Here is a 21683-nt window from a genome sequence, read left to right as displayed (position 1 = left end):
GCTCCTCGGATGAGGCGCGGTGCTTGTTGTTATCTGGAGACGATGGCGTCGAGCCGTTCGAGTTGCGAAGAGAAGCCTTCGACGGCCCCCATCTCGACGACTTGCTGGAGCGACTCGGCGTCCGTGAATTCGGAGCGGCTGATGAACAGTGTGCCGTTCGGGATGTCGACAAACTCGTTCGTGATCGTCATGACGGGAAGTTCAGGATTGACGTGTCCGTCCGCGTCCGAGAATGCGTCCGTATAGACGATTTTTCGGTGCGGGTCGATTTCGAGGAACGTCGATTTCCCCCATGACTCCATACCGTAATAGTCACCCTGCTCCTTGTCGACACACGTCATTTTGTAATGCCATGTGCCACCTGGTTCGAACTCGAACGTACGAACCTCTGTCTTCCATCCGGCCGGTCCCCACCATGCTTCGAGGTGGGCCGGTGTCGAGAATGCCTCGAACACGAGCGCACGCGGCGCGTTAAAACTGCGTTCGACGACTAATGTGTTGCCTTCGATTTGAGACTTTACTTTTTCCATTGGAAAGACCCCTTTCTCGAGAAAGAAGATACATATATCTAATCAATGTAGTCTCTATTCCCGATTCAGGGATCTGTTCAACCTTTTCCGTCAAATAACAAATCGAGCACGGTCTCGCCAATCGGCCGTTCCTTGCCTTCGTAAGGGAAGGAGTGGATATGGATGGCCGGATTGAAGTTCAGCTCGATGATGCCATAGTCACCTTCACGCTCGAGCGACGGAATCATCATGTCGACGCCGCAAATCGTCGCGCCAATCGCTCGGGCTGACTCGACCGCGATTCGTTTGTATGAATCGGTGATCTGGTCCGTATAGTCGATACTGTCACCGCCCGTGCTGATGTTCGAGTTCTCGCGAAGGAAGACGAGTTCGCCATCGGCGAGGACACTGTCCGGCGTCTTGCCTTGTGGACGCAGGAACGCCACGACGATGTCATCGATGTCAATTTTTTCGAGCGGTGTCTTATAGCCTTTCCCGCGGAGCGGATCCCCATTCTTTTTGGCGACGAGCTCACGAATCGTCGATACGCCGTCCCCGGTCACGTTCGCCGGGACGCGGTGTAAAATGCCCGCGACCTCGTCACCGATGACGAGGAAACGATATTCTTTCCCGGGCAGGAACGTCTCGAGCAGGACGACATCGTCAAACGTAAGAGCGTGACGAAACGCCTCGAGCGCCTCCTCGAACGTCGTCCCGTCCTTGAAGATGTGAATGCCGATGCCGAAGTTCGTCGATTTTGGTTTCAAGACAATCGGCTTATTCGCGAACATAGTCCACGCGTCCTGTAAATCGGCTTCACTGCGGAGTTCGATTCCTGCCGGGACGCGGATGCCATGTTCGGCGAGCACGTGTTTCGTCACCGTCTTGTTTTCCATCATGAGTACCGACACATAGTTGTCTTTCGACGTTTTCGTCGCCTGTTTGACGTACTCGGTCTGGTTGCCGTGACGAATGCGTAGAAATTGGTCATCACGGTCGATGACCTCGACCGCATACCCACGCTTCAGGGCCGCCTTCATCAAAATCTGTGTCGACAGCTCCATGTCCGTGTAGCCGTGCATCCGGAACCGATTGGCGTAGGCATCTTGATAGAATAGTTCCGCTTGTCGGAGCGACCACTTTGTATAGCCGTCCGTCATCATGGCGGAGGTGAGGCGTGACGCGTAAGTCGCCTCGACATGGTCGATCCGATCCCGGACAGAGGCAAAGACGTCGTCGAACCCGAGTGCGTATTGGTCATTGAACGCTTCAATCTCGTCGAGCAAATCGCGAGCGTACGTCTGGAGCGCCAACGCCTCGCCATCGCGGTACAGCATGAGTGTTGGCGATAGACCTTCTTTCGCGACGCGTTGCTGGTTGTGGAACGCCTCAGCCTGCCACTCCGCAAATCGTGTCTCGTCTTTCAACGTCAAGTAGAGCAAGAAGACGTGCAAGAACTTCAAATCGGACAGGGCGATACCGGTCTTCTCGAACGGGTTCAAATCGATATTGCGAATCTCGATGTAATCGATGCCGTTCGTCTCGAGTCGTTCCAAGTCATTGCCCCCTCGTGACGTCTTCAGCCGAATCGGAGAGTAGAGCTCGCTCGGGTTGGCGATGTCACCTTGGGCGATGAAGCGGCGCACGCTCGCGGTGTAGTCCGAGAGCGTTGAATAGTCCGGATAGAGCGGCTCGACATTCGTGTAGCCGCAGTCACTATTCCGGTACGACAACGCCGTCGTATTTGAATACACATCTTCGCTGAGCGCCTGCATTTGACTGACGCAGCGTTCTTCATAGCTCGTGTGGACGGCCGGAGTCCCGCCTAACAGGTAGACGACGAGCCAGCGTGTCCGTAAATAGTTGCGGACGAGTTTTAAATACAGGTCGTTCTTGAAACGGTCGTATCGTTCGGGTGATCCTTCATAGAGGGAGGCAATCAACTCGTCTGCGAACGAAAAGTTGAAATGGATGCCCGAGATGAGCTGTTTTTTCGCCCCGTATTTTTGGAGCAAATGCTCTCGATAGCGACCGGCCTCAAGGCCTGAACTTCCAAAATCTGCGAGCGGGATGACCCCGCCGTCCGGAAGCGCGCACGGCATCGATTGCGGCCAAAGCCGTTCGTCACCGATATTCAGTGCCGTGATATCGTACAGCGTCTGTAAGAAGTCGTGCGCCGCCTCGACGGTAGGGAACGTCGGGGTGATCAGCTCGATCTGACTTTCCGAGAAGTCGGTCGTAATATATGGGTGCGTCGCCTTGTCTCCGAGTGCTTTCGGGTGCTTCGTAACGGCGAGCGTGCCATCGGGTGTCACGCGGAGCATTTCACGCTCGATGGCGAAGCGCCCGTGCAACAATTGTTTAGTTAGTTGATTAAATCGCTTCTGCAAGAGAACTCACTTCCTTTTTCATTAGTCGGACATAGAGGGCAGAGACGAGCCCTTTGATGATGCTCGAGAGGGCGATGCTCCACCAGATGGCATCGATACCGAGATAAGGCTCGAGGGCAAGCGCGAGCGGAATGCGGGCGAAGGTGAAGACGATTGAAATCGTCGCCGGAATTTTCGGTAGCCCGAGTCCCGAGAAGTAGCCGTTCCCAATCATCTCAAGTGAGGCGAAGATGAGCGAAATCCCGATGATCCGTAAATAGTTCGCACCGATGTCAATCGTTGTCGGGTCATCGACGAACAGTCCAATCAGGACGTCTGGGACGAAGAGGAAGACGAGTGTGATCAACCCGGTATACAAGATGCCGAGCCGTGTCGTCACCCGATACCCCTCATGGACCCGGTCCACTTTGCGGGCGCCGAGATTTTGCCCTGTGTAACTCGCGATGGCACCGTTCAATCCGCCGATCATCATATAGGCGATCGACTCGATTTGAAGCCCGATGCGCTGGGCCGCGATTGCCTCGGTCCCGTATGAACCGATCATGCGGGCGAGGAAAATACTGATGACGGTGAACAAGACACGTTGGGTCGCCATCGGGAAGCCGAGGCGAAGAATTTCTCTATAGTCTGTGCGATTCGGTTCGACCGTCTCCTCCCAATCGAACAAGACGCGGGCCCGATGCCAGAAGAAGCCGAACATGACGACGTTCGCGACGAGCGTCGCCAGACCGGCTCCGACGACGCCGAGTCCGAGTGGATAGATGAAGAGCGGCGACAGAATCATATTGAGCGTGACCCCGGTCGCGTTGATGCGCATCGCCGTCGTCGTATTGCCATAAGCGCTGAACAATCGGGCGAACAACAAGTTGAAGAACGAGAAGATGAGCATCGGTGCACTGACGAGCAAATAACTGTACGCCAACTGCTCGACAGCCGGTGCGTCCATGTTCAAAAAGCCGATAAGCGACTGGCCGAATGCGGCGAGGACGGTGACGAATAACAGGCCGAGACCAAGGTTCATCCGCCTCCCGGCCCGGACGTAGCGCTGAATCAACGCCTGATCCCGCCGTCCGACGGCTTGCGACACTTTGATGCCGGCGCCGACGACGATAAGGGATTGAATCGCCTGACCGAGCATGATATAAAAGCTGGCCGCGCCGATGCTGGCGACGGCGTCGCTACCGAGCGCACCGACCCAGAGCATATCGACGAGACTATACGTGAACTGTAAAAGCGAACTGCCGACGAGCGGGAGGGCGAGCGCCACGATGACGCGTTGAACCTGACCGGTCGTCAAATCGATGGTTTTCACGATGAAAGACCCCTTCAATACATTTAGTATATAACCGTTTAGTTATATATAAGCACGACGTGACTGAATTCGCAATCGTAGGGAATGACTCGACGAAAAATCGACACAAAAAAAGGAATTCGATGTGAATTCCTTAATGGGTATAGGCGCGGATCCAAGTCATCATATAAACGAGTGTCGAGATGATCAGTGTCGAGGCGAGTGCATAAATCGGATAGGCGGGGAGCACGTTCTCGAACAGCGGATAAAACATGAATGACGCCATGAGGAGCGGCACAGTAATCCCGAACGAGACGTAGGCTGCTTTCGTCGCTTTCGCCGTGATGATCTGCTCGCGTTCGTCGATTTCGCTAAATTCCGTCATCCGGACCGACCATTGGCCAAAGCTTAAGTTTTGGTTCGGGCGTGTCTTGAACGAATAGATTGTCCAAATGATAAAGAAGCCGACTAACAGCAAGAGCGGCAATAAGTTAAACTCAATTTCGAATCGGTCGGTCTCGATGACGGTCGACACGTCAGACAAGAACGAGCTGAACAGAAATGCCATCAGGACGTACAAGATGATGCTGGAGATGGATTGGATGACGACGTGTTTCAATTTGTTTCCTCCTCGATTGTGAAAATAGATTCGACCGGTTCCTCGAATACGCGGGCGATTTGCATCGCCAGCAGAAGCGACGGCGTGTAGCTCCCTTTTTCGAGCGAGATGATCGTCTGTCTCGTCACACCGACTTTGGCCGCCAAGTCACCTTGGGTCAATTGATGCCGGGCCCGCAACTCTTTGACGCGATTGATTAATGGCATGCCGCCACCTCATTTCTTGTTTCTATCTTTAGTGTAAAGTAAACTTTACTTAATGTAAAGCTAACTTTACTTATTTGTGGATGGTACAATATAATCAAAGTTGAAAGGAGAGAAGTCGGATGAAGGCGATTTTAGGACAACATCACGTATCGGCGATGACAGGGGACGCGTTGAAGAACTTGCGATTCTATACGGAGGTACTCGGGATGCGACTTGTCAAAAAGACGGTCAACCAAGACGATCCATCGATGTATCACTTGTTTTACGCAGATGAATCGGGGACACCGGGGACGGATTTGACGTTCTTCGAGCTGCCTTTTCTCGGGCAAACGTATAAAGGGTCGAGCAGCATCTCGCGGACGGCGCTTCGGGTGCCGGACGGGGCATTGTCGTACTGGCTTGAGCGATTTTCCGAATTCGGTGTACTCCATGATCCGTTAGAGGATGTGCTCGGTCGTCCGACGCTTTACTTCGAGGACGAGGAGGGGCAACGGCTCTGTCTCGTCGAGGGCGGGTCAGGGACGCCGTGGAAAAACGGATTGGTGCCGACAGACGTCGCCGTCTTCGGCCTCGGATTTAGCGAGTGGACGGTGCGGCGAATTGAGAAGACGGAGCGGGTGCTGACGGACGTGCTCGGTTATCGCTTCGCGTCTGAGTTCGAACGGAACGGTCAATCGGTTCGTGTGTTCGAGACGGGGGATGGCGGTGTGGCGACAGAGATTCATCTCGTCGATCGTCCCGATTTGCCGTCGGAGCGACCGGGCCGGGGCAGTGTTCACCACGTCGCGATCCGCGTCGAGGATGACGACGAGATGGCGCGTTGGGTCGAGCGGCTCGATTCTTTCGGCATCAGTCATTCGGGCCTGATCGACCGTTATTATTTTAAATCGATTTACTTCCGCGAACCGAGCGGGATTTTGGTGGAACTCGCGACGGATGGCCCTGGATTTGCGACGGACGAACCAGTCGAGACGCTCGGAGAACGTTTGGCGCTACCACCGTTTCTTGAGCCACGACGAGCCGAGATTGAGGCCAAATTAAAACCGCTATAACAGACAAACCCGACGGACTATTTCAGTCCGTCGGGTTTTGTATGCCTAGCAACATAGCCAGTTCGTTCGTCCGGTTGGCGACGAGGTCGGCAATCGTATAGCGATCGAGCACATGCAGGAACGCGAGCATCGCCTCGTTCAAGACGCTCCGCAAATCGCATGCGGGTGCGATGACACATCGTCCTTCGCCGAAACATTCGACGAGCTCGAACGGTTCCATCGTCCGGACGACGTCGCCGACGTTGATGTCCTCCATCGGTCGGGCGAGCCGGAAGCCGCCACCACGGCCGCGCACCGATTCGAGATACCCATGCTTGCCGAGCTCATAGACGACTTTCATGACGTGGTTCTTTGAAATCTGATATTGGTCCGCCACTTCTTGAATCGTCACAAGACGATGGGAGAACGTGGCGCTATACATGAGTGTTCGGAGTGCGTAATCGCACGTTTGCGTGAGCCGCATGTTGTTTCACCTCTTATCCGTTCATTGTACAAGACATCGTCTGAAAGCGCGATGATGGAAGATGTGAAAAAAGCGTGGCGGATTCAAGGCGGAAATTTGAACTTATATTTAAACAAGTATTTTATATATTGCTTTTGAAGTGACTTACCTCACATAATGAACATGAACTTTCAAAAAGGGGGAAACAAAATGTTAGATCAACAAACCATGGATATCGTCAAAGCAACCGCACCGGTCTTGAAAGACCACGGTGTCGCTATCACGAGTCACTTCTATAAGCGCATGTTCGAAAACAACCCAGAAGTCCGTCAATTCTTCAACCATACGAACCAAAAACGCGGTCGTCAGCCAGAGGCGCTCGCCAACGCTGTCTATGCGGCAGCCGTCCATATCGATCGTCTCGAAGCGATCCTTCCGGCCATCCAACCGGCACTTCATAAACATAAGAGCTTGAACATCCGGCCAGAACATTATCCGATTGTCGGACAAAACTTACTCGGCGCGATTCAAGACGTGCTCGGTGAAGCAGCGACGCCGGATATCATCGACGCTTGGGCGAAAGCATACGGTGTCATCGCCGACGTCTTCATCTCGCTTGAGAAACAAATGTACGATGATGCACCATGGATCGGTTTCAAACCGTTCACGGTTGCTGAAGTGATTGAAGACACACCGGAAGTGAAACGATTCCACATCAAAGCGAACGACGGCGTCGTCGGGATGGCCATCCCAGGTCAATACATCTCGGTTCAAGCCCGTATTGCTGGGGAAGACATCTTGCACCATCGCCAATATAGCGTCGTCGAGACGACAGAAGACGGCTACTGGATTGCTCCGAAGGCGGAAGGTCTCGTCTCAAACTGGCTCCATGAGCAGACGGTCGGTACGGAGATTCCAGTGAGTGCCCCAGCTGGCGAATTCGTGCTCGAAGCATCGGATCGTCCGCTCACACTCGTCGCTGGCGGGATTGGCATCACACCGCTCTTTAACATGGCGAAAACGGCACTCGGTCAAGGCCGTTCGGTCACGTTGCTCCATGCTGTCCGCAGCACGAACCTCCGTCCGCTCGGTGAAGAGCTCGATGAACTTGTGAACGCTGGTCTCCAGCTCATCACACACGTCGATGACGTATCAGGTTGCATGAGTGCGACACAACTCGAAGCACTTGATGTCGAGGGACACGACGTCTACACGTGCGGTCCGACCGCGATGATGGAGACGGTCGTCCAAACGATTCCACAAGCCCGTTACGAGTTCTTCGGTCCATCGGCCGTACTTTCACGCGCTTAATTACCGTTTAGGAATAGAGAATACAAAAACCGCAGACCAAGGCTGGTCTGCGGTTTTTCATAGGTCGATCGAGTCAATGACTTGCTCATTTTGGTCTAACGTTTGAATCGTCCAATCTTCTTGAGGGACGTTATGTAATTTCAAGATATGATATTTAGAAAACGTATCCTCTTCGGGACGATTGAGGACGTGTTCTCCTTGCATACGCTCTCCGATGATGCGGAGAGAAGCCACTTTTTGAGGGTTGTTGTGGAGACGCACCCCCCAATAATAAGTGCCTTCATGTTCAAGCTCGATATAGTCGAACGGAGCTGCATCGACTGTCTCGACAGTTGTGGCACTATACCCGTCACCACTCATTTCGGCGAGTCCAAGCATTGTCTCGTCCTCATTTGTGAACAGGGCGAGGTTTGATTCATCAAATTGATCGTATGTGTAGGCGTGAAACCCGTCATCAGCCAAATAGCGATCAAGCTTTCGATTCTCTAAAAATGTAGGTCCGTTTTGTATCAAGGCGATAAGTGCGATACAAGCTAGCAACACTCCGATAATTTTTCGTTTGAACATTTGTCTCTTCCTTTCTATAGAAACAGCCCATGCCTCAATCCTGAGCGCATGGGCTGTTTGATTAGTACGTCAAGCTCGCGGCGACGATGATGCCGACGACGAGTGAGGCGGAGAAAAGGCTGATCCCGATGGCGAGGTTGCCGTTCTCAACTTCTTTCTCTAAGTTCACGCCTGGTGTCAGGACGTATTCAAATGTCCAGAAGGCGAGCACTTGGGCAAGTATCCCGACGAGTCCCCAGATGAAGGCGTCGAGCAGGTTGACGCTGTTCGCCCACACCGTGTAGATGACGATGGCGAGTCCGATTGCTTTCCCCCAAAGTTTCAAGGCGACGGCGACGTTACCTTCTTTAATCAATTTACGTTCCGAATACTTCGTCGTAAGGGCGAAGACGACGAGTCCGGCTAAAATCAGGCCAAACCCTGTGCCGAGGTGAGCGAGGAAGCTCAAGATGGAATCGAGCGTGATGAACGTCATAAGTTATTCTCCTTTGTTGTGCCGATGGCTAAGTAGTAAGACTGGTTATTCGTAATCATGCTGCCGGCGCGGACGCCGAGGGCGGACGGATGGCCGTTCAAGCAAAAACAGCCGACCATGTAGTGCGTCTCGAGCGGACCGTTGACCGTGTTCGTCAGATGGGTCGGCAGCTCGATGAACTGTTGATACACCGCCGTCTCGTCCGCGTACGTCTGGAGTGTCTCTTTATGAAACGGGACGCCGGCTTGGTCGTAGAGGATGACCGAGTCGCCTTCCCGGCCGAAGGCGGGCTTTTGCACGTACGCGCTCTGGCCGATAAACGGATCAGGCTCGAGATACGTCGGTAAAAAATATGTCTCGATGATGGAACGTTCCGCTTCGTCGAAATATGTATCGGCCTCATACAGTTCCCAAATGAGCGCTTGGACGCCTTTGGACTGCATGAGAAACGCCGAGAGCGGATTGAGTACCGAGACGTGTTTGGCTGCGTTCAGTTCGAGCAGGCGGATGCCGATCAAATCACCATTGGGTGCCCGGTCGTCGACCAGATACTCGATTGGATACGTCTGACGATATAACACGTCGACTTTTTCCCCGGACGGTGTGAAGACGCCGTCCGCATTGACGAGCAATCGGTCGAGCGGGACGAATTCGGACGGTAAATCGAGCGTCTCTTGAAGGAAGCGCGTCGTCCATTTGTCCTCGATATTGTCGTCATGGGCCGTGAAGACGATTTTCGGTGTCCCGTCCCGACCGAGTCGTTGCCACGCTGCGATGACGGCTTTTCGAAGTTCGGCCTTGAGCTCTTCGGTCGACGCCGCGTTCGGGTCGTCGAGCCCGAATTCTGTCGTCACATAGCCGTTCACGTCGAACAGTTCTTTGATGAACGTCGGTGTATCGGCATTGAATTCCATCAACTTGAGGGTGCCGTCTTTTACGATCCAGTCATAGCGACCGATAATCGTCTCTTGCGGCAGCGCCTTGTCGCGCAGGAACGGTAGGCTCGTCTCAGGGTAACCGAGCAAGCGGAGAGTATCGTCCGGGAGGGTGCGCAATAGGCGGTTCGTCTTACGGAAAATCGCATCGACGTCACGCGTCGCTTTCCGAATCTGCCCCACCGCGTCCGTAGACATGGTAAGACAGTCGTAAAGGGCGTACTCCTCGTCGTTCAAGTCAGGCCAAAAGAAAGGGATTTGGCCAAACAGTGCGTCTCGCTTCATCCCCCAAAGCCGCCTTTTGAACCGCTACCGAGTCCCGAGTTGGAGCCTGAGTTTGATTTGTTCGGGGTGATGCTGCTGGCGCCACCGTTCGAGCGGTAATTTTTATATGCCGAGGAGTTTTTCAATGCACTCTTTGAATTGAACAGGCTACCGAGTAAGAAGAAGCTCCCGAAGTGAGGGGAGCGATCATCGTCACAGTAATATGACTCCGTCTCATCATCCCAGTCCCAATCGTCGCATTCATAGCCGGTCGGTTCTTCCGGTAACGTCGCTTGTTCTGTTTCGTCGGTGCCGCAAGCGGCTAACGATGCGGTCAAGACAGCAGCCGACAGACCGCTCAAGATTTTTTTGCTTGTCTTCATGTTGATTCCTCCAATGTATAACCTGTAGGGGTGACGTAAATGACATAGACGCCACGATCTTCGTCCGTCTCGGCCGAGTCGCGCTCATATTCTTTGCCGGCGACGTACAAATACTGACTGCCGAGCATGGCGAGTGCGTCGAGATGCCGATCGACGTAATACGCCTCGAGCATCGGGTTGTCGAACCGGTCGTCGAGCGTCCGGATCTCGACTTTAATGTCGGTCGTCTCGTGCTTGTCGACGGGGCCTTCCGTGTAGCGGTCGATGTAAATCAAGAAATATTGCTCGCCTTCAAGCGCCGATGAGCGCTGTTTGTAGGTCATGCCGTCCTTGACGAAAAATTCGCATTCGCGGCGGGCGAGTACTTCATCGAGGCCGAGCGATGTATAATGGTAGAGTGGCTCGAATGAAAGTTCATTTTTATAAAGTCGATATTCCAAAACGATTGAGTTCATGACGTCGTCCTTTCTTTTTTCTTTCTATACGGAACCGAACGTAAGGTGGTTTCGTAAATCAAGTAAGTTGTCTCTAGTATATAGGAAAAGGAGGGGTTTTTCTGTGCATATCTTTTTTCGTGTCTGGCGCGGGTTATCGAAATTATCGTTTTTGAACGTCGTCCTGGCATCGCTCGTCATCATCTTGACGGGTACCGTCCTCGGGTTTGTGCTCGAGCCGGAGACGTTCCCGTCGATGTTCGACTCATTCTGGTGGACGATGACGACGCTCACGACCGTCGGATACGGTGACTTTTTCCCGACATCGGTCGCGGGACGTTGGCTCGGGATTTTCTTGTTCCTGTTCGGGATCGGGATTATCGGGGCGTTGATTGGAAAACTCGTTGAAGTCGGTGCGACGTTTCAACGGTTAAAACGGGAGGGGAAGTTAGTGTATCGAGGAGAAGGGCATTACGTCTATATCGGCTGGTCGCCGAAGACGAAAAAGGCAATTGATGAAGTGCTCGTCTATGAGCCAAAGGCTGAGATCGTCTTGATTGATCAGTTGAAGGAAGAACCGTACGACCACGACAACGTCCACTTCGTCCACGGTGACGCGTCGGATGAGGCCGTACTCTTGCAGGCCAATATTTTAAAGGCGCGCCGGGTCGCCATCTTCGCGGATGCCCGCATCACGGAGACACTCCTCGCCGACGGGAAATCATTGCTCATCGCGTCAGCGGTCGAAGCGCTCTCGTCTGAACGCGGCGTCGATTTGCATACGGTCGTCGAGGTGTGCGAAGAGCGGAACATCTCGAAATTCAAACACGTCCGAATCGACGACTTTATTCTCGCGAACGACTCGGTGTCACTCCTCATGGCGAAAGCGACGCTGCAGCCGGGGACGACATCGATTTTCCGTCAGCTGCTTAGTAAACAGTCAGGCGGCAACATCCAGGCGCTCGCACCGAAACCGGAATGGACGACCATCCGGGACGCTGCGGAAAGCTTGTTGCATCAAGGCGTCACGTTAATCGCCGTCAACGACCGTCTCGATTACGCGACGGTGCTCGATACACCGCTTCAGGCGAGCGATATGCTTTACATCGTCTGTCACGATGACTCGTGGGAGCGACTGAACCAAGGAGGAATTTGATGTATAACGGAACGTTTATCCGCAAAATGACACGCATGCAGAACGTGCAACGATGGGACGAGTATGCACCGCATTATCATGACAATGCGGCAAGCCACAGTTTCCGCGTCGCTGTCTTCAGCTTAATCGCGGCATATTACGAAGAGAACAAAGGACGGGACGTCAACTTGCTCGACGTGCTCGGCAAGGCGCTGTTCCATGATATGAACGAAGTGCAGACCGGTCCAATCATGCACCGGACGAAAAAAGAACCGACGCTCAAAGAACATATCGAACGGATGGAGCGGACGGCGAGTCTCGGACTCGTCGAGTTGTTGTCGCAGTCGCTCCGGCCGCATTTTTATCGTTTCCTCGTCGAGGCGGAGGACAACTCATTCGAAGGACGGCTCGTCGATGGAATCGATTCGTTCGACGCGATGCTGTTCGTCCGCCGGGAAGTCGGACACGGCTCGCCCCATTTCGTCGCGAAGCTTGAAGAGATGAAAGCAGCCCTGCGCGATCATCCGCTCGAATCAGTCCGCTGGCTCTATGAACAAGTCGAGGCCGAGACCGACGTGGCGACGTTCATCGAGAACGTCATGCGGATGGACAGTGTAAGACGGTGGAAAGGCCGTTTCAATACAATCGACGATAACGACGCCATCCATGGATTCAGGGCGGCCGCGCTCGGGCTGTTCAGCGGCTTGTTGGAGCGCGAGAAATATGACGTCGACGTCGATGTCGCCGAATTGACGGCCCGCCTTCTCTGTCACGACCTCGTCGAAGGGGTGACCGGGGACGTGCTCGGCCCGGTGAAACATTCGACCGCCGAGACCGGTGCGGCGTTCGAGGCATACGAACGAGCCGAGAGCGAGGCGCTCTTGTCGCTCCTCCCGGACTATATGCAGCCGGCGTTCCGTCGCTATATGGCCGATTCGAAAGATGACACGTATGAAGGGATGCTCGTCGATATGATGGACAAACTCGATGCGCTCATCAAGATGAACATGGAGCGGAAGATGAACGGGGCTGAGTACGAGGTCACGTATCGGGAACAACTTCGTAAAGTGCAGATGCGCTACGAGAACCCGAGCATGTTGTTCTTCTTGGCGTATATCTTGCACGATTTAGATTACGTCACTAGTTAACAAGGTCGCAGACGAACTGTCTGCGGCTTTTTTATATCATTTATTGACATATATCATTAAACGATATATATTTAGAGTAAGATATATCAATGAATGATATAGGAGGTGGCGGGATGCCACGTAACGACACAATCGAGCTCGGAGAATTGACCGACAGCATGCTCTATATCCTGCTCGCCTTGACCGAGGCGCGTCACGGCTATTTGATTATGCAGTTCGTCGAGGAGTTGACGAACGGACGAATCAAAATCGGACCGGCGTCGATGTACACCATCATCAAGAAGCTCGTGAACGCGCAACTGATTGATCCGATTGACGGGGACGGAAAGCAGAAACGCTATGTGATTACGCGTCAAGGCCGTGCCCTCGTGGCGGAAGACTTGAAACGGCGGCAAGCGATCGTTGACGATGCACGCTTCATTTTAGACGGGGAGGGACACCGATGAAACGGAAATATATGTCGAGTTGGGGATTGGCGTTCGCCGAAGAGCGGGAAATGAAAAAGCTAGGGGAGATGGCAGCTCGTGGCTGGCATTTAGAGAAGTTCGCTCCACTCGGCTATACGCTCGTCGAAGGGGAACCGATGGACGTGCGCTATAGTCTCGATTATCGCAAACAACCGGACGAGGATTACTTTGAGCTGTTCGCCGCGAGCGGATGGGAACATGTCACGTCGACCGGCGATGAGATTCATGTGTTCAAAGGCAGTCCGGACGCGACGCCTCTTTATACGGATCGCCAGACGACCCAAGAGAAATATGGGCAAGTCGAGCGTGCGATGGGGCGGGGTGCGCTCATCTGCTTGCTGTTATCACTTGGATTTGTGTTCATGCTCCAATTGGATTGGCCGCAGACGGCGGAAGCCATCATTTTGGTGTTACAGACGCTTGTCGTCATCGGGCTCGTCTTCACAGGACTCCCGTATCTCGGTTTCCTCGTGAAGCGAAAACGTTTGGAACGGAATGAATGACTAGGCGGATGGCACAAGCCATCCGTTTTGTTTTGGTCGACTGAACTATTCAAGAAAAAAATAGTTAGGCGCAGAGAACTGTTTTATGGAAATCCTCTATTCAACCAAAATAGAATCGGGCATGATAATTAATGAAAGCGCTTGCATTCATTTTGAAGAGGAGGAACGGGCATGGGTAAAAGACGGAAAGGGTTAGCGATGACGGCTGGTGTCACCGCGATTGCACTGCTCGCCGGGCAACCGGTCGCACAGGCGGCGACGCCGCAAAACGGTACGATGATGCAGTACTTTGAATGGTACGTCCCGAACGACGGGCTGCATTGGAACCGACTATCGAACGACTCGCAGCACTTGAAAGACATCGGGGTGACGACGGTGTGGATTCCGCCGGCGTACAAAGGCACGTCACAGAACGATGTCGGGTATGGGGCGTACGATTTATACGATCTCGGCGAATTCAACCAAAAAGGGACGACCCGGACGAAGTACGGGACGAAAGCGCAGCTCCAGACCGCCATCTCGAACTTGCGCGGTAAAGGGATCGGCGTGTACGGCGACGTCGTCATGAATCATAAGGGCGGGGCCGACTATACCGAATCCGTTCAGGCGATCGAGGTCAATCCGTCGAACCGGAACCAAGAGACGTCCGGCGAGTACGGCATCTCGGCCTGGACCGGGTTCAACTTCGCGGGGCGCAACAATACATACTCGCCTTTCAAATGGCGCTGGTACCATTTTGACGGTACCGATTGGGATCAGTCACGCAGCTTGAGCCGCATCTATAAGTTCAAGAGCACGGGCAAGGCGTGGGACACGGACGTGTCGAACGAGAACGGCAACTACGACTACCTCATGTACGCGGACGTTGACTTCGAGCATCCCGAGGTCCGCCAAGAGATGAAGAACTGGGGCAAATGGTACGCCGACTCGCTCGGGCTCGACGGTTTCCGGTTGGATGCGGTCAAACATATCAGCCACTCGTACTTGAAGGAGTGGGTGACGAGCGTGCGCCAGACGACCGGGAAAGAGATGTTCACGGTCGCCGAGTATTGGAAGAACGACCTCGGTGCCATCAACGACTATCTGTATAAGACGGGCTACACGCACTCCGTCTTCGATGTGCCGCTCCATTACAACTTCCAAGCGGCCGGTAACGGCGGCGGGTATTACGATATGCGCAACATCTTGAAAGGCACCGTCACCGAACAGCATCCGTCGCTGTCCGTGACGATTGTCGATAACCACGACTCACAGCCGGGCCAGTCGCTCGAGTCGACGGTCGCCAACTGGTTCAAACCGCTCGCCTACGCGACGATCATGACGCGCGGTCAGGGTTATCCGGCCCTCTTCTATGGAGACTATTACGGCACGAAAGGGACGACGAACCGCGAAATCCCGAACATGTCGGGCACGCTCCAACCGATTTTGAAGGCACGAAAAGACTTCGCCTACGGGACGCAGCATGACTACCTCGATCATCAGGACGTCATCGGCTGGACACGTGAAGGTGTGACCGACCGTGCCAAATCGGGTCTCGCGACGATTCTATCGGACGGTCCGGGCGGCTCGAAGTGGATGTACGTCGGCAAACAGAACGCCGGCGAGGTATGGAAAGACATGACGAACAACAACGCCCGTCTCGTCACGATCAATGCTGACGGCTGGGGTCAGTTCTTCGTCAACGGAGGCTCGGTCTCGATTTATACGCAACAATAACGAAAACACCCGATCGAAGTGAGGTGATCCTCTCTTCGATCGGGTGTTGTTTGAATTTAGCGTTTCCAGACCCACTCGTCACTCTCATATTTGGCGACGAGCTCCTGAATCTCTTGTTGCTGCGCCTCGGTGAACGTCAGCGGTTCGAACGTCAAGTCGAACGCGTCACGGAACCCGTCCGTGAACGCCGCCGCGACCTCGTCGAAGGCGACCGGTCGACCGAGCGTCTCGTTCAAGGAGACGGCCTTGTCACCAAAGCGGGCTTTGGCCTCCGCCTTCGCATCGGCCTCGAGATTGAAGCAGTCGAACAAGACGTCATCGTCAATCGACAATGGGATTGAGCCGTGTTGCAGGACGGCACCTTGGTGGCGCACTTGGGCGCTCCCGGCAATCTTTTTCCCGTCGACGGCGAGCTCATAGTACGAGGCGGCGTCAAAACAGACGGCCGACTTCGGTTTTCGAAGCGCCTCACGGTCGGCCTCGGTCAACGGCACCGAGAACTCGGCCGGGACGCCGAGTGCGTGATACCCGCGACGCACCCCTTCGGTCAGGAGGCGATAGCTCTCGATGACGTTCGTCGGCAAGGATGGCATCGTCTCAGGGAGAATGACGCTATACGTCAGCTCGTCCGCGTGCAAGACGGCCCGTCCGCCGGTCAAACGACGGACGACCGGGATCCCATTTAAAGCGAGCGCGTCGCGGTCGAGATCGCGCGTCGCCCGTTGGAAGCGCCCGACGCTGATGGCGTGCGGGGCCCAGGCGTAAAAACGGAGTGTCGGTTTTACGTCACCGCGCGCGACCCAGCCGGCGATGGCCTCATCGATAGCCATATTCTCGGCTGGGGACAGCGGGGCGGTATGAAGCAAATGCCATGTCGTTCCAATCATAAACGTCTCTTCTTTCTCTTAGTCGATTGGCAACATCGTGTGACGACGTGCCTTGTGGACTTGTTCGTCCGCGTGATACGAGGAACGTACAAGCGGTCCGGCCTCACAGTGGGAGAAGCCTTTCGCCAACGCGATCTCTTTCAGCTCGGCGAACTCATCTGGATGGTAGTAGCGCTCGACGTCGAGGTGCTTCTTCGTCGGCTGCAAGTATTGGCCGAGCGTGAGGATGTCAACGTGATGGGCCCGGAGGTCGTCCATCGCTTGAATCAACTCTTCCTTCGTCTCGCCGAGTCCGACCATGATGGACGACTTCGTCGGGATGTCCGGGTTCAGTTCTTTCGACCGTTTTAAAAATTCGAGCGTCCGGTCGTACGTCGCTTTGGCGCGGACTCTCGGTGTCAAACGACGGACCGTCTCCAAGTTATGGTTCATGATGTCTGGGCCGGCATCGATGAGCGTCTGGAGCGCCGAGAAGTCACCCATCATATCGGACGGGAGCACTTCGATTGACGTCTCCGGGTTCATGGCACGGACGGCGCGGACCGTCTCGGCGAATACCGTCGCTCCGTAGTCGTTCAAGTCGTCGCGGGCGACGGCCGTGATGACGACGTGCTTCAGGTTCATGAGGCGGACCGACTCGGCAACGCGTTTCGGTTCTTCCCAGTCGAGTTCGTTCGGCTTGCCCGTCGTAACCGCGCAGAAGCGGCAGGCGCGGGTGCAGATGCTTCCAAGAATCATGAACGTCGCGGTGCGGCGGACGGCCCAGCATTCATGGATGTTCGGACATTTCGCCTCTTCACAGACGGTATGTAGATTTTTCTCGCGCATCATCTTTTTGAGACCGGTGTATGTCTCGTTCGTGTTCAGTTTAATCTTTAACCATTCCGGCTTTCGTTTCAGTTCCCCTCGTGCCAAGATGATTTCCCCCTTTTTGAAAGTTAACCCCTAACAAAAAGAGTTTACCAAAGATGAGGACGAATTCGAACCAGCGAAATTATTGGCTTTGCCAATACAGCTTGGATGTGTGTCAAAACAGAATATATATTTCAAAATGGTTACGCTTTCATGTGAAGTGTTGTTTCCCATTTTTTGAATTGCTATACTGACGTTGACCACCTGAATAAGGACCATATGTAACTGATACGATCAGGCATGGGGTGAACGAGCGTTGGTGAGGCAACGCTTCTTCCTCCATGCCTTTTTGTTTGGGGGTCGGGGAAACTTTCAAAAAGGAGTGGGGAACATGAACAAAGCATTGAACTGGACGGCGACACTGGGGCTAACGACAGCGCTACTCGTCTCATCGGTCCCGATGGCGACTGCGGTCGTAGCGGAGGAGACGTCAGCAACGTCGATTGAGCAGCGTGTGGACGCCAAGCTCGCGTCGATGACGCTTGAACAAAAGCTCGGTCAAATGATCATGCCAGACTTCCGATTATGGAACGGGGCGAACCATACGGCACTCGCGACAGATGTGGCGCGCGTCGTCGATCGGTTTGACCTCGGGGGTGTCATCTTGTTCGCGGAAAACGTGACCGAGACCGAACAGACGACGAAACTCGTCCACGACCTCCAAGAAGTCGTCAAACAAGACGAAAGCAACGACGTACCGCTCTTCATCACGATTGACCAAGAGGGTGGAATCGTGACACGTCTCGGAACGGGCACGAACTTGCCGGGTAACATGGCGCTCGGGGCGACACGGAGCAGCCAGTACGCATACGACGCGGGGAATATTATCGGTTCGGAGTTGAACGCTCTCGGGGTGAACGTCAACTTCGGTCCGGTGCTAGACGTCAACAACAACCCGGCCAACCCGGTCATCGGCGTACGCTCGTTCTCGAGCGACCCAGAACTCGTCGGCGAGCTCGGCTCGGCGATGACACAAGGGATCCAAGACCAGGGCGTCGCCGCGACGGCGAAGCATTTCCCAGGTCATGGTGACACGGCGGTCGACTCGCATTACGGACTTCCGATCGTCGACAAATCGCTCGAAGATTTGCGCGGTCTCGAACTGTTGCCGTTCAAACGAGCCATCACCGAAGGCATCGATATGATCATGACGGCACACATCGGGATGCCACAAATCGAGGATGAGGTCGTCAACTCGCCGCGCGGCACATTCCCGCTCCCGGCGACGCTCTCGGACGACGTCATCACGGGCGTGTTACGGGAAGACATGGGATATGACGGGATCGTCATCACGGACGCTTTGAACATGCAGGCGATTGCCGATAACTTCACGGAAGCCGAAGCGGTCATCAAGACGTTCGATGCGGGCGTGGATATCGCGCTCATGCCGACGATTTTACGGTCGAACGCGGACGTCGTGAAGCTCGAGACGATCTTTGAAGACGTCATAGCAGCCGTCGACGATGGACGCCTGTCAGAAGAGAAGATTGATGCAGCGGTCGAGCGGATTTTGACGCTCAAAGCGGAACGCGGCATTTGGCAAGAATCGGTCGACACGACGACGCTTGAGGCGAAACTCGCTGAGGCGAATGCGGTCGTCGGCAGTGCCGAACATAAAGCGAAAGAACGTGAAATCGCCGAGGCGGCCGTCACGCTCGTGAAAAACGATGACAAGACGCTTCCGTTCAAACCGAAAAAAGGTGAGACGGTCCTCGTCTTGTCACCGGCGAAAGACCAGACGGACAGCATGATCAAGACGATCAAGTCGCTCGAGAAGAACGCCGGCAACATGAAAGACGTGAACGTCATCGCCGCGAACTATACGGCATCGACGAAGCACTTGGATCAAAACCCGGCATTGAAAGAAAAACTCGACGCGGCCGACTATATCATCGTCGGCTCGAACGTGAACAACAGCGCCAAGCTGAAATCGACGTCGGCTGACAACTACGTGCCGGCCGAAGTGTTCCGTTACGCCAACGAGACGGGCAAGAAGTCAGTCTTGCTCAGCCTGCGTAACCCGTACGATGTGGCGGTTCAGCCGGATGCACCGGCCCAGCTCATCATCTACGGCTTCAAAGGTGACCCGAACGGACCGGATTCAGAGGCGGGCAATGCCAAATCGGCAGGACCGAACCTCCCGGCCGGCATTCGCGCCATCTTTGGTGAAGTGAAACCGACGGGCAAACTCCCGGTCGACGTACCGACGTTTGAGAACGGCGTGTTCGGAGATGACTTGCACCTCGAGTTTGGTGACGGATTCCGTAACTGGAACAAGTAAACTAAAACCGCGAGCGCCCCATGAGGGTGCTCGCGGTTTTTCGTTTGATTGTCACGCCTCGAAATAGCCGACGACGAGAAGGCCTGGGCCTGTGTGCGCCCCGATGGCCGAACCGACGATCGTCTTCGTGACGCTCGCCGGGTTCACATGTTCCCGTAACAACGCCTCGAACTGATCGGCTTTGACCGGGTCGTCCCCGTGACCGATGAAGATATGCCCACCCTCGACGAGCGGTTTCGACTCGGTCATCCACTCGACGATGCGGCGTAACACTTTCTTGTGACCGCGCACCTTCTCGATTGGGACGAGTTTGCCGTCTTCGACTGTCAAAAGCGGTAAAATTGTCAACAAATCCCCGATGAACGCGCTCGCTTTCGAGACACGGCCGCCGCGCATCAAATACTCGAGCGATTCGACCGTGAACAAATGCCGGATTTTGCCGACGAGCGACGTCGCGTAGGCGACCGTCTCTTCATACGTATGGTCTTGGCCATACTCGGCGACCGTCTTGACGAACAGCCCTTGGCCGACGGACGCGGCACGCGTATCGAGAATATGGAACGTGCTGTTCGGGTATTCTTCTTTAAGTAGGTTGCCGACCATGACGGCCGTCTGGTATGTACCCGAGAGCTCGCCCGAGAAAGCGAGATACAGGAACGGGATTTCTGATTCGAGATGTTGGCGGAAACAATGCTCAAGTCGGGCCGCCTCGATTTGGAACGTCTTCGGTGTCTTGCCGTTCCGCATCGCGTCGTACACGTCTTTCGGTTGAATCGTTTCCCCGTCTAAAAATTCCTCGTTGTCGATGATGACGCCGAGTGGCAATACCTCGAGGCCGTACTCGATAACTTGGTCTTGGGTCAAATCGGCTCCGGTATCGGTTATGATTTTAAACATGCGGTCACTCCTCTGCTAATTGTTGTTCAATGTCGCGAATCGGTTCGTTGCGTTTCCACATCCGGTCGAGTTGGGTCGCGAGCGTCGTTTGTTCGTTCTCATCGAGCGTGCCAGGTATGAGCCGGCTCATGCCACCGAGGACGGTGTAGGCGCGACGCAACACGTCATCGACAGTGAGCGGGATTCCTAGCAAATCCTCGAGTGACGCCATCGTCTCAGGGACAATGGCCGGATAGGTAAAGCGCGTCGCTTCACCTTGGATGGCTTGCGCATAAAAGTCACGGATGAGCGCGGCCCGTTCACTTCCGCTCTTGCGGACGCTCAAGTAAATCTGGACGGCGACGCCGCCACGGACGCGGCGCTGGGAAATGCCGGCGAACTTCTTGCCGTCAATCGACAAATCGAAGCTGCCCGGGCAGTATGAGCCGACGATTTCGCCAGGCACGATCTCGTTCGTCACATCTTGGAACATGAGTTGGATGAGTGACGTCATCGCCTCGTAGCCGCTATCGATTTGAATCCCGTCTTTCTCGGGTAAAATCAAAGATAAGTTCAACACGTCCGCGTCTAAGACGACGGCCAGTCCTCCTGAATTGCGGACGACAGGACGGAAGCCGTGTTCATGAAGCAAACGGATGCCATCTGCCAAGTGGGGCAGACGGGCGTCTTGAATCCCGAGCACGACCGTGTTTAGATGAACCCAGGCCCGCAGGACGGCACCTGACGTCGCGGTCGAGGCACAGAGCGTATCGTCCGTCGCGAACGATTGCTCGGCTTGGAACGCCGGACCGAGCGAAGACTGGTCAATGACACGGTAGGTCGGTTGTCGTAATAATGGATGGGTCATATACATAATTCC

23 protein-coding genes are annotated in these 21683 nt (G+C 54.6%); 8 read left to right on the top strand and 15 right to left on the bottom strand.

Going from position 1 to position 21683, the window contains the following annotated elements; translation table 11 throughout:
- Nucleotides 1–29: 29 nt before the first annotated feature.
- The 5 genes from KNP85_RS06920 to KNP85_RS06900 all read right to left on the bottom strand — a co-directional run bounded on the left by KNP85_RS06920 (nt 30) and on the right by KNP85_RS06900 (nt 5015).
- The gene (locus KNP85_RS06920; RefSeq protein WP_214802394.1) at nt 30–530 is read right to left on the bottom strand and encodes an SRPBCC family protein; all 501 of its coding nucleotides are present in this window, start codon (nt 528–530) and stop codon (nt 30–32) included.
- Between the two features lie 77 nt (nt 531–607).
- Entirely contained in the window at nt 608–2899 is a 2292-nt protein-coding gene (gshAB, locus tag KNP85_RS06915) for a bifunctional glutamate--cysteine ligase GshA/glutathione synthetase GshB (protein WP_214802391.1), read from the bottom strand.
- A complete protein-coding gene (locus tag KNP85_RS06910) occupies nt 2883–4211 on the bottom strand; it encodes an MATE family efflux transporter (RefSeq protein WP_214802388.1) in 1329 nt (442 codons plus the stop codon). The genes gshAB and KNP85_RS06910 overlap by 17 nt, the downstream gene beginning before the upstream one ends.
- A 133-nt stretch (nt 4212–4344) precedes the next feature.
- Nucleotides 4345–4809 carry a hypothetical protein gene (locus KNP85_RS06905; RefSeq protein ID WP_214802386.1) on the bottom strand — a complete coding sequence of 155 codons (465 nt, stop codon included), beginning with the start codon at nt 4807–4809 and terminating at the stop codon, nt 4345–4347.
- Nucleotides 4806–5015 carry a helix-turn-helix transcriptional regulator gene (locus KNP85_RS06900; RefSeq protein WP_021066034.1) on the bottom strand — a complete coding sequence of 70 codons (210 nt, stop codon included), beginning with the start codon at nt 5013–5015 and terminating at the stop codon, nt 4806–4808. The genes KNP85_RS06905 and KNP85_RS06900 overlap by 4 nt, the downstream gene beginning before the upstream one ends.
- Nucleotides 5016–5134: 119 nt before the next feature.
- Here KNP85_RS06900 and KNP85_RS06895 point away from each other — a divergent pair, with 119 nt between their 5' ends.
- Nucleotides 5135–6067, top strand: a complete 933-nt coding sequence (locus KNP85_RS06895) for a ring-cleaving dioxygenase (RefSeq protein WP_214802383.1) — start codon at nt 5135–5137, stop codon at nt 6065–6067.
- Between the two features lie 22 nt (nt 6068–6089).
- On the opposite strand, the gene KNP85_RS06890 is transcribed toward KNP85_RS06895, so the two are convergent.
- Nucleotides 6090–6530, bottom strand: coding sequence for an RrF2 family transcriptional regulator (locus KNP85_RS06890; protein WP_021066036.1), 441 nt, complete (start codon nt 6528–6530; stop codon nt 6090–6092).
- Nucleotides 6531–6719: 189 nt separating this feature from the next.
- Between KNP85_RS06890 and KNP85_RS06885 the strand changes: the two genes are divergently transcribed.
- Complete coding sequence (locus tag KNP85_RS06885; protein WP_214802381.1) at nt 6720–7820, top strand: globin domain-containing protein; 1101 nt, start codon at nt 6720–6722, stop codon at nt 7818–7820.
- A 57-nt stretch (nt 7821–7877) separates the two neighbouring features.
- Here the strand turns inward: KNP85_RS06885 and KNP85_RS06880 are convergent, their stop codons facing one another.
- From KNP85_RS06880 to KNP85_RS06860, 5 genes are all read right to left on the bottom strand, one after another.
- The gene (locus tag KNP85_RS06880) at nt 7878–8387 is read right to left on the bottom strand and encodes a hypothetical protein (protein ID WP_214802378.1); all 510 of its coding nucleotides are present in this window, start codon (nt 8385–8387) and stop codon (nt 7878–7880) included.
- Between the two features lie 61 nt (nt 8388–8448).
- A complete protein-coding gene (locus KNP85_RS06875; RefSeq protein WP_021066039.1) occupies nt 8449–8862 on the bottom strand; it encodes a DUF350 domain-containing protein in 414 nt (137 codons plus the stop codon).
- On the bottom strand, nt 8859–10082 hold the full coding sequence (locus tag KNP85_RS06870; RefSeq protein WP_214802375.1) for a glutathionylspermidine synthase family protein: 1224 nt from the start codon (nt 10080–10082) through the stop codon (nt 8859–8861). The genes KNP85_RS06875 and KNP85_RS06870 overlap by 4 nt, the downstream gene beginning before the upstream one ends.
- Entirely contained in the window at nt 10079–10444 is a 366-nt protein-coding gene (locus KNP85_RS06865) for a hypothetical protein (RefSeq protein ID WP_021066041.1), read from the bottom strand. Before KNP85_RS06865 ends, KNP85_RS06870 begins: the two co-directional genes overlap by 4 nt.
- Nucleotides 10441–10899 (bottom strand): hypothetical protein, encoded by a 459-nt coding sequence (locus KNP85_RS06860; protein WP_214802372.1) that lies wholly within the window; start codon nt 10897–10899, stop codon nt 10441–10443. Before KNP85_RS06860 ends, KNP85_RS06865 begins: the two co-directional genes overlap by 4 nt.
- Before the next feature lie 103 nt (nt 10900–11002).
- On the opposite strand from KNP85_RS06860, the gene KNP85_RS06855 reads away from it, so the two are divergent.
- From KNP85_RS06855 to amyS, 5 genes are all read left to right on the top strand, one after another.
- Complete coding sequence (locus KNP85_RS06855) at nt 11003–12034, top strand: ion channel (protein ID WP_214802369.1); 1032 nt, start codon at nt 11003–11005, stop codon at nt 12032–12034.
- On the top strand, nt 12034–13161 hold the full coding sequence (locus tag KNP85_RS06850) for a YfbR-like 5'-deoxynucleotidase (protein WP_021066044.1): 1128 nt from the start codon (nt 12034–12036) through the stop codon (nt 13159–13161). Before KNP85_RS06855 ends, KNP85_RS06850 begins: the two co-directional genes overlap by 1 nt.
- A gap of 113 nt (nt 13162–13274) precedes the next feature.
- A complete protein-coding gene (locus tag KNP85_RS06845; protein ID WP_214802366.1) occupies nt 13275–13607 on the top strand; it encodes a PadR family transcriptional regulator in 333 nt (110 codons plus the stop codon).
- Nucleotides 13604–14131: a DUF2812 domain-containing protein gene (locus KNP85_RS06840; RefSeq protein ID WP_214802362.1), complete on the top strand. Its 528-nt coding sequence runs from the start codon at nt 13604–13606 to the stop codon at nt 14129–14131. Before KNP85_RS06845 ends, KNP85_RS06840 begins: the two co-directional genes overlap by 4 nt.
- 198 nt (nt 14132–14329) lie before the next feature.
- Nucleotides 14330–15847 (top strand): alpha-amylase, encoded by a 1518-nt coding sequence (amyS, locus tag KNP85_RS06835; RefSeq protein WP_236355757.1) that lies wholly within the window; start codon nt 14330–14332, stop codon nt 15845–15847.
- Between the two features lie 56 nt (nt 15848–15903).
- Here the strand turns inward: amyS and KNP85_RS06830 are convergent, their stop codons facing one another.
- Entirely contained in the window at nt 15904–16734 is an 831-nt protein-coding gene (locus KNP85_RS06830; RefSeq protein WP_214802358.1) for a lipoate--protein ligase family protein, read from the bottom strand.
- 18 nt (nt 16735–16752) lie between these two features.
- The gene (lipA, locus tag KNP85_RS06825) at nt 16753–17652 is read right to left on the bottom strand and encodes a lipoyl synthase (RefSeq protein ID WP_328585781.1); all 900 of its coding nucleotides are present in this window, start codon (nt 17650–17652) and stop codon (nt 16753–16755) included.
- Between the two features lie 325 nt (nt 17653–17977).
- Between lipA and KNP85_RS06820 the strand changes: the two genes are divergently transcribed.
- Entirely contained in the window at nt 17978–19927 is a 1950-nt protein-coding gene (locus tag KNP85_RS06820) for a glycoside hydrolase family 3 protein (protein WP_214802356.1), read from the top strand.
- Between the two features lie 51 nt (nt 19928–19978).
- Here the strand turns inward: KNP85_RS06820 and KNP85_RS06815 are convergent, their stop codons facing one another.
- Together KNP85_RS06815 and KNP85_RS06810 are read right to left on the bottom strand one after the other, a co-directional pair.
- Nucleotides 19979–20824 carry a DegV family protein gene (locus KNP85_RS06815; RefSeq protein ID WP_021066051.1) on the bottom strand — a complete coding sequence of 282 codons (846 nt, stop codon included), beginning with the start codon at nt 20822–20824 and terminating at the stop codon, nt 19979–19981.
- 4 nt (nt 20825–20828) lie between these two features.
- Nucleotides 20829–21677 carry a lipoate--protein ligase family protein gene (locus KNP85_RS06810; RefSeq protein ID WP_031199988.1) on the bottom strand — a complete coding sequence of 283 codons (849 nt, stop codon included), beginning with the start codon at nt 21675–21677 and terminating at the stop codon, nt 20829–20831.
- Nucleotides 21678–21683: the final 6 nt, after the last annotated feature.

The organism is Exiguobacterium sp. s194 (assembly GCF_018618275.1).
Taxonomy (GTDB): domain Bacteria; phylum Bacillota; class Bacilli; order Exiguobacteriales; family Exiguobacteriaceae; genus Exiguobacterium; species Exiguobacterium chiriqhucha.
Note: the sequence above shows the minus strand (reverse complement) of the source record. Positions and strands in the feature narration are given on the sequence as shown.

Excerpts from the sequence above, each read along its gene's own strand:
- KNP85_RS06920 (WP_214802394.1), bottom strand. The coding sequence starts at position 530 with ATGGAAAAAGTAAAGTCTCAAATCGAAGGCAACACATTAGTCGTCGAA.
- KNP85_RS06900 (WP_021066034.1), bottom strand. The coding sequence starts at position 5,015 with ATGCCATTAATCAATCGCGTCAAAGAGTTGCGGGCCCGGCATCAATTG.
- KNP85_RS06895 (WP_214802383.1), top strand. The coding sequence starts at position 5,135 with ATGAAGGCGATTTTAGGACAACATCACGTATCGGCGATGACAGGGGAC.
- KNP85_RS06890 (WP_021066036.1), bottom strand. The coding sequence starts at position 6,530 with ATGCGGCTCACGCAAACGTGCGATTACGCACTCCGAACACTCATGTAT.
- KNP85_RS06885 (WP_214802381.1), top strand. The coding sequence starts at position 6,720 with ATGTTAGATCAACAAACCATGGATATCGTCAAAGCAACCGCACCGGTC.
- KNP85_RS06880 (WP_214802378.1), bottom strand. The coding sequence starts at position 8,387 with ATGTTCAAACGAAAAATTATCGGAGTGTTGCTAGCTTGTATCGCACTT.
- KNP85_RS06875 (WP_021066039.1), bottom strand. The coding sequence starts at position 8,862 with ATGACGTTCATCACGCTCGATTCCATCTTGAGCTTCCTCGCTCACCTC.
- KNP85_RS06870 (WP_214802375.1), bottom strand. The coding sequence starts at position 10,082 with ATGAAGCGAGACGCACTGTTTGGCCAAATCCCTTTCTTTTGGCCTGAC.
- KNP85_RS06865 (WP_021066041.1), bottom strand. The coding sequence starts at position 10,444 with ATGAAGACAAGCAAAAAAATCTTGAGCGGTCTGTCGGCTGCTGTCTTG.
- KNP85_RS06860 (WP_214802372.1), bottom strand. The coding sequence starts at position 10,899 with ATGAACTCAATCGTTTTGGAATATCGACTTTATAAAAATGAACTTTCA.
- KNP85_RS06850 (WP_021066044.1), top strand. The coding sequence starts at position 12,034 with ATGTATAACGGAACGTTTATCCGCAAAATGACACGCATGCAGAACGTG.
- KNP85_RS06845 (WP_214802366.1), top strand. The coding sequence starts at position 13,275 with ATGCCACGTAACGACACAATCGAGCTCGGAGAATTGACCGACAGCATG.
- KNP85_RS06840 (WP_214802362.1), top strand. The coding sequence starts at position 13,604 with ATGAAACGGAAATATATGTCGAGTTGGGGATTGGCGTTCGCCGAAGAG.
- amyS (WP_236355757.1), top strand. The coding sequence starts at position 14,330 with ATGACGGCTGGTGTCACCGCGATTGCACTGCTCGCCGGGCAACCGGTC.
- KNP85_RS06830 (WP_214802358.1), bottom strand. The coding sequence starts at position 16,734 with ATGATTGGAACGACATGGCATTTGCTTCATACCGCCCCGCTGTCCCCA.
- KNP85_RS06820 (WP_214802356.1), top strand. The coding sequence starts at position 17,978 with ATGAACAAAGCATTGAACTGGACGGCGACACTGGGGCTAACGACAGCG.
- KNP85_RS06815 (WP_021066051.1), bottom strand. The coding sequence starts at position 20,824 with ATGTTTAAAATCATAACCGATACCGGAGCCGATTTGACCCAAGACCAA.
- KNP85_RS06810 (WP_031199988.1), bottom strand. The coding sequence starts at position 21,677 with ATGTATATGACCCATCCATTATTACGACAACCGACCTACCGTGTCATT.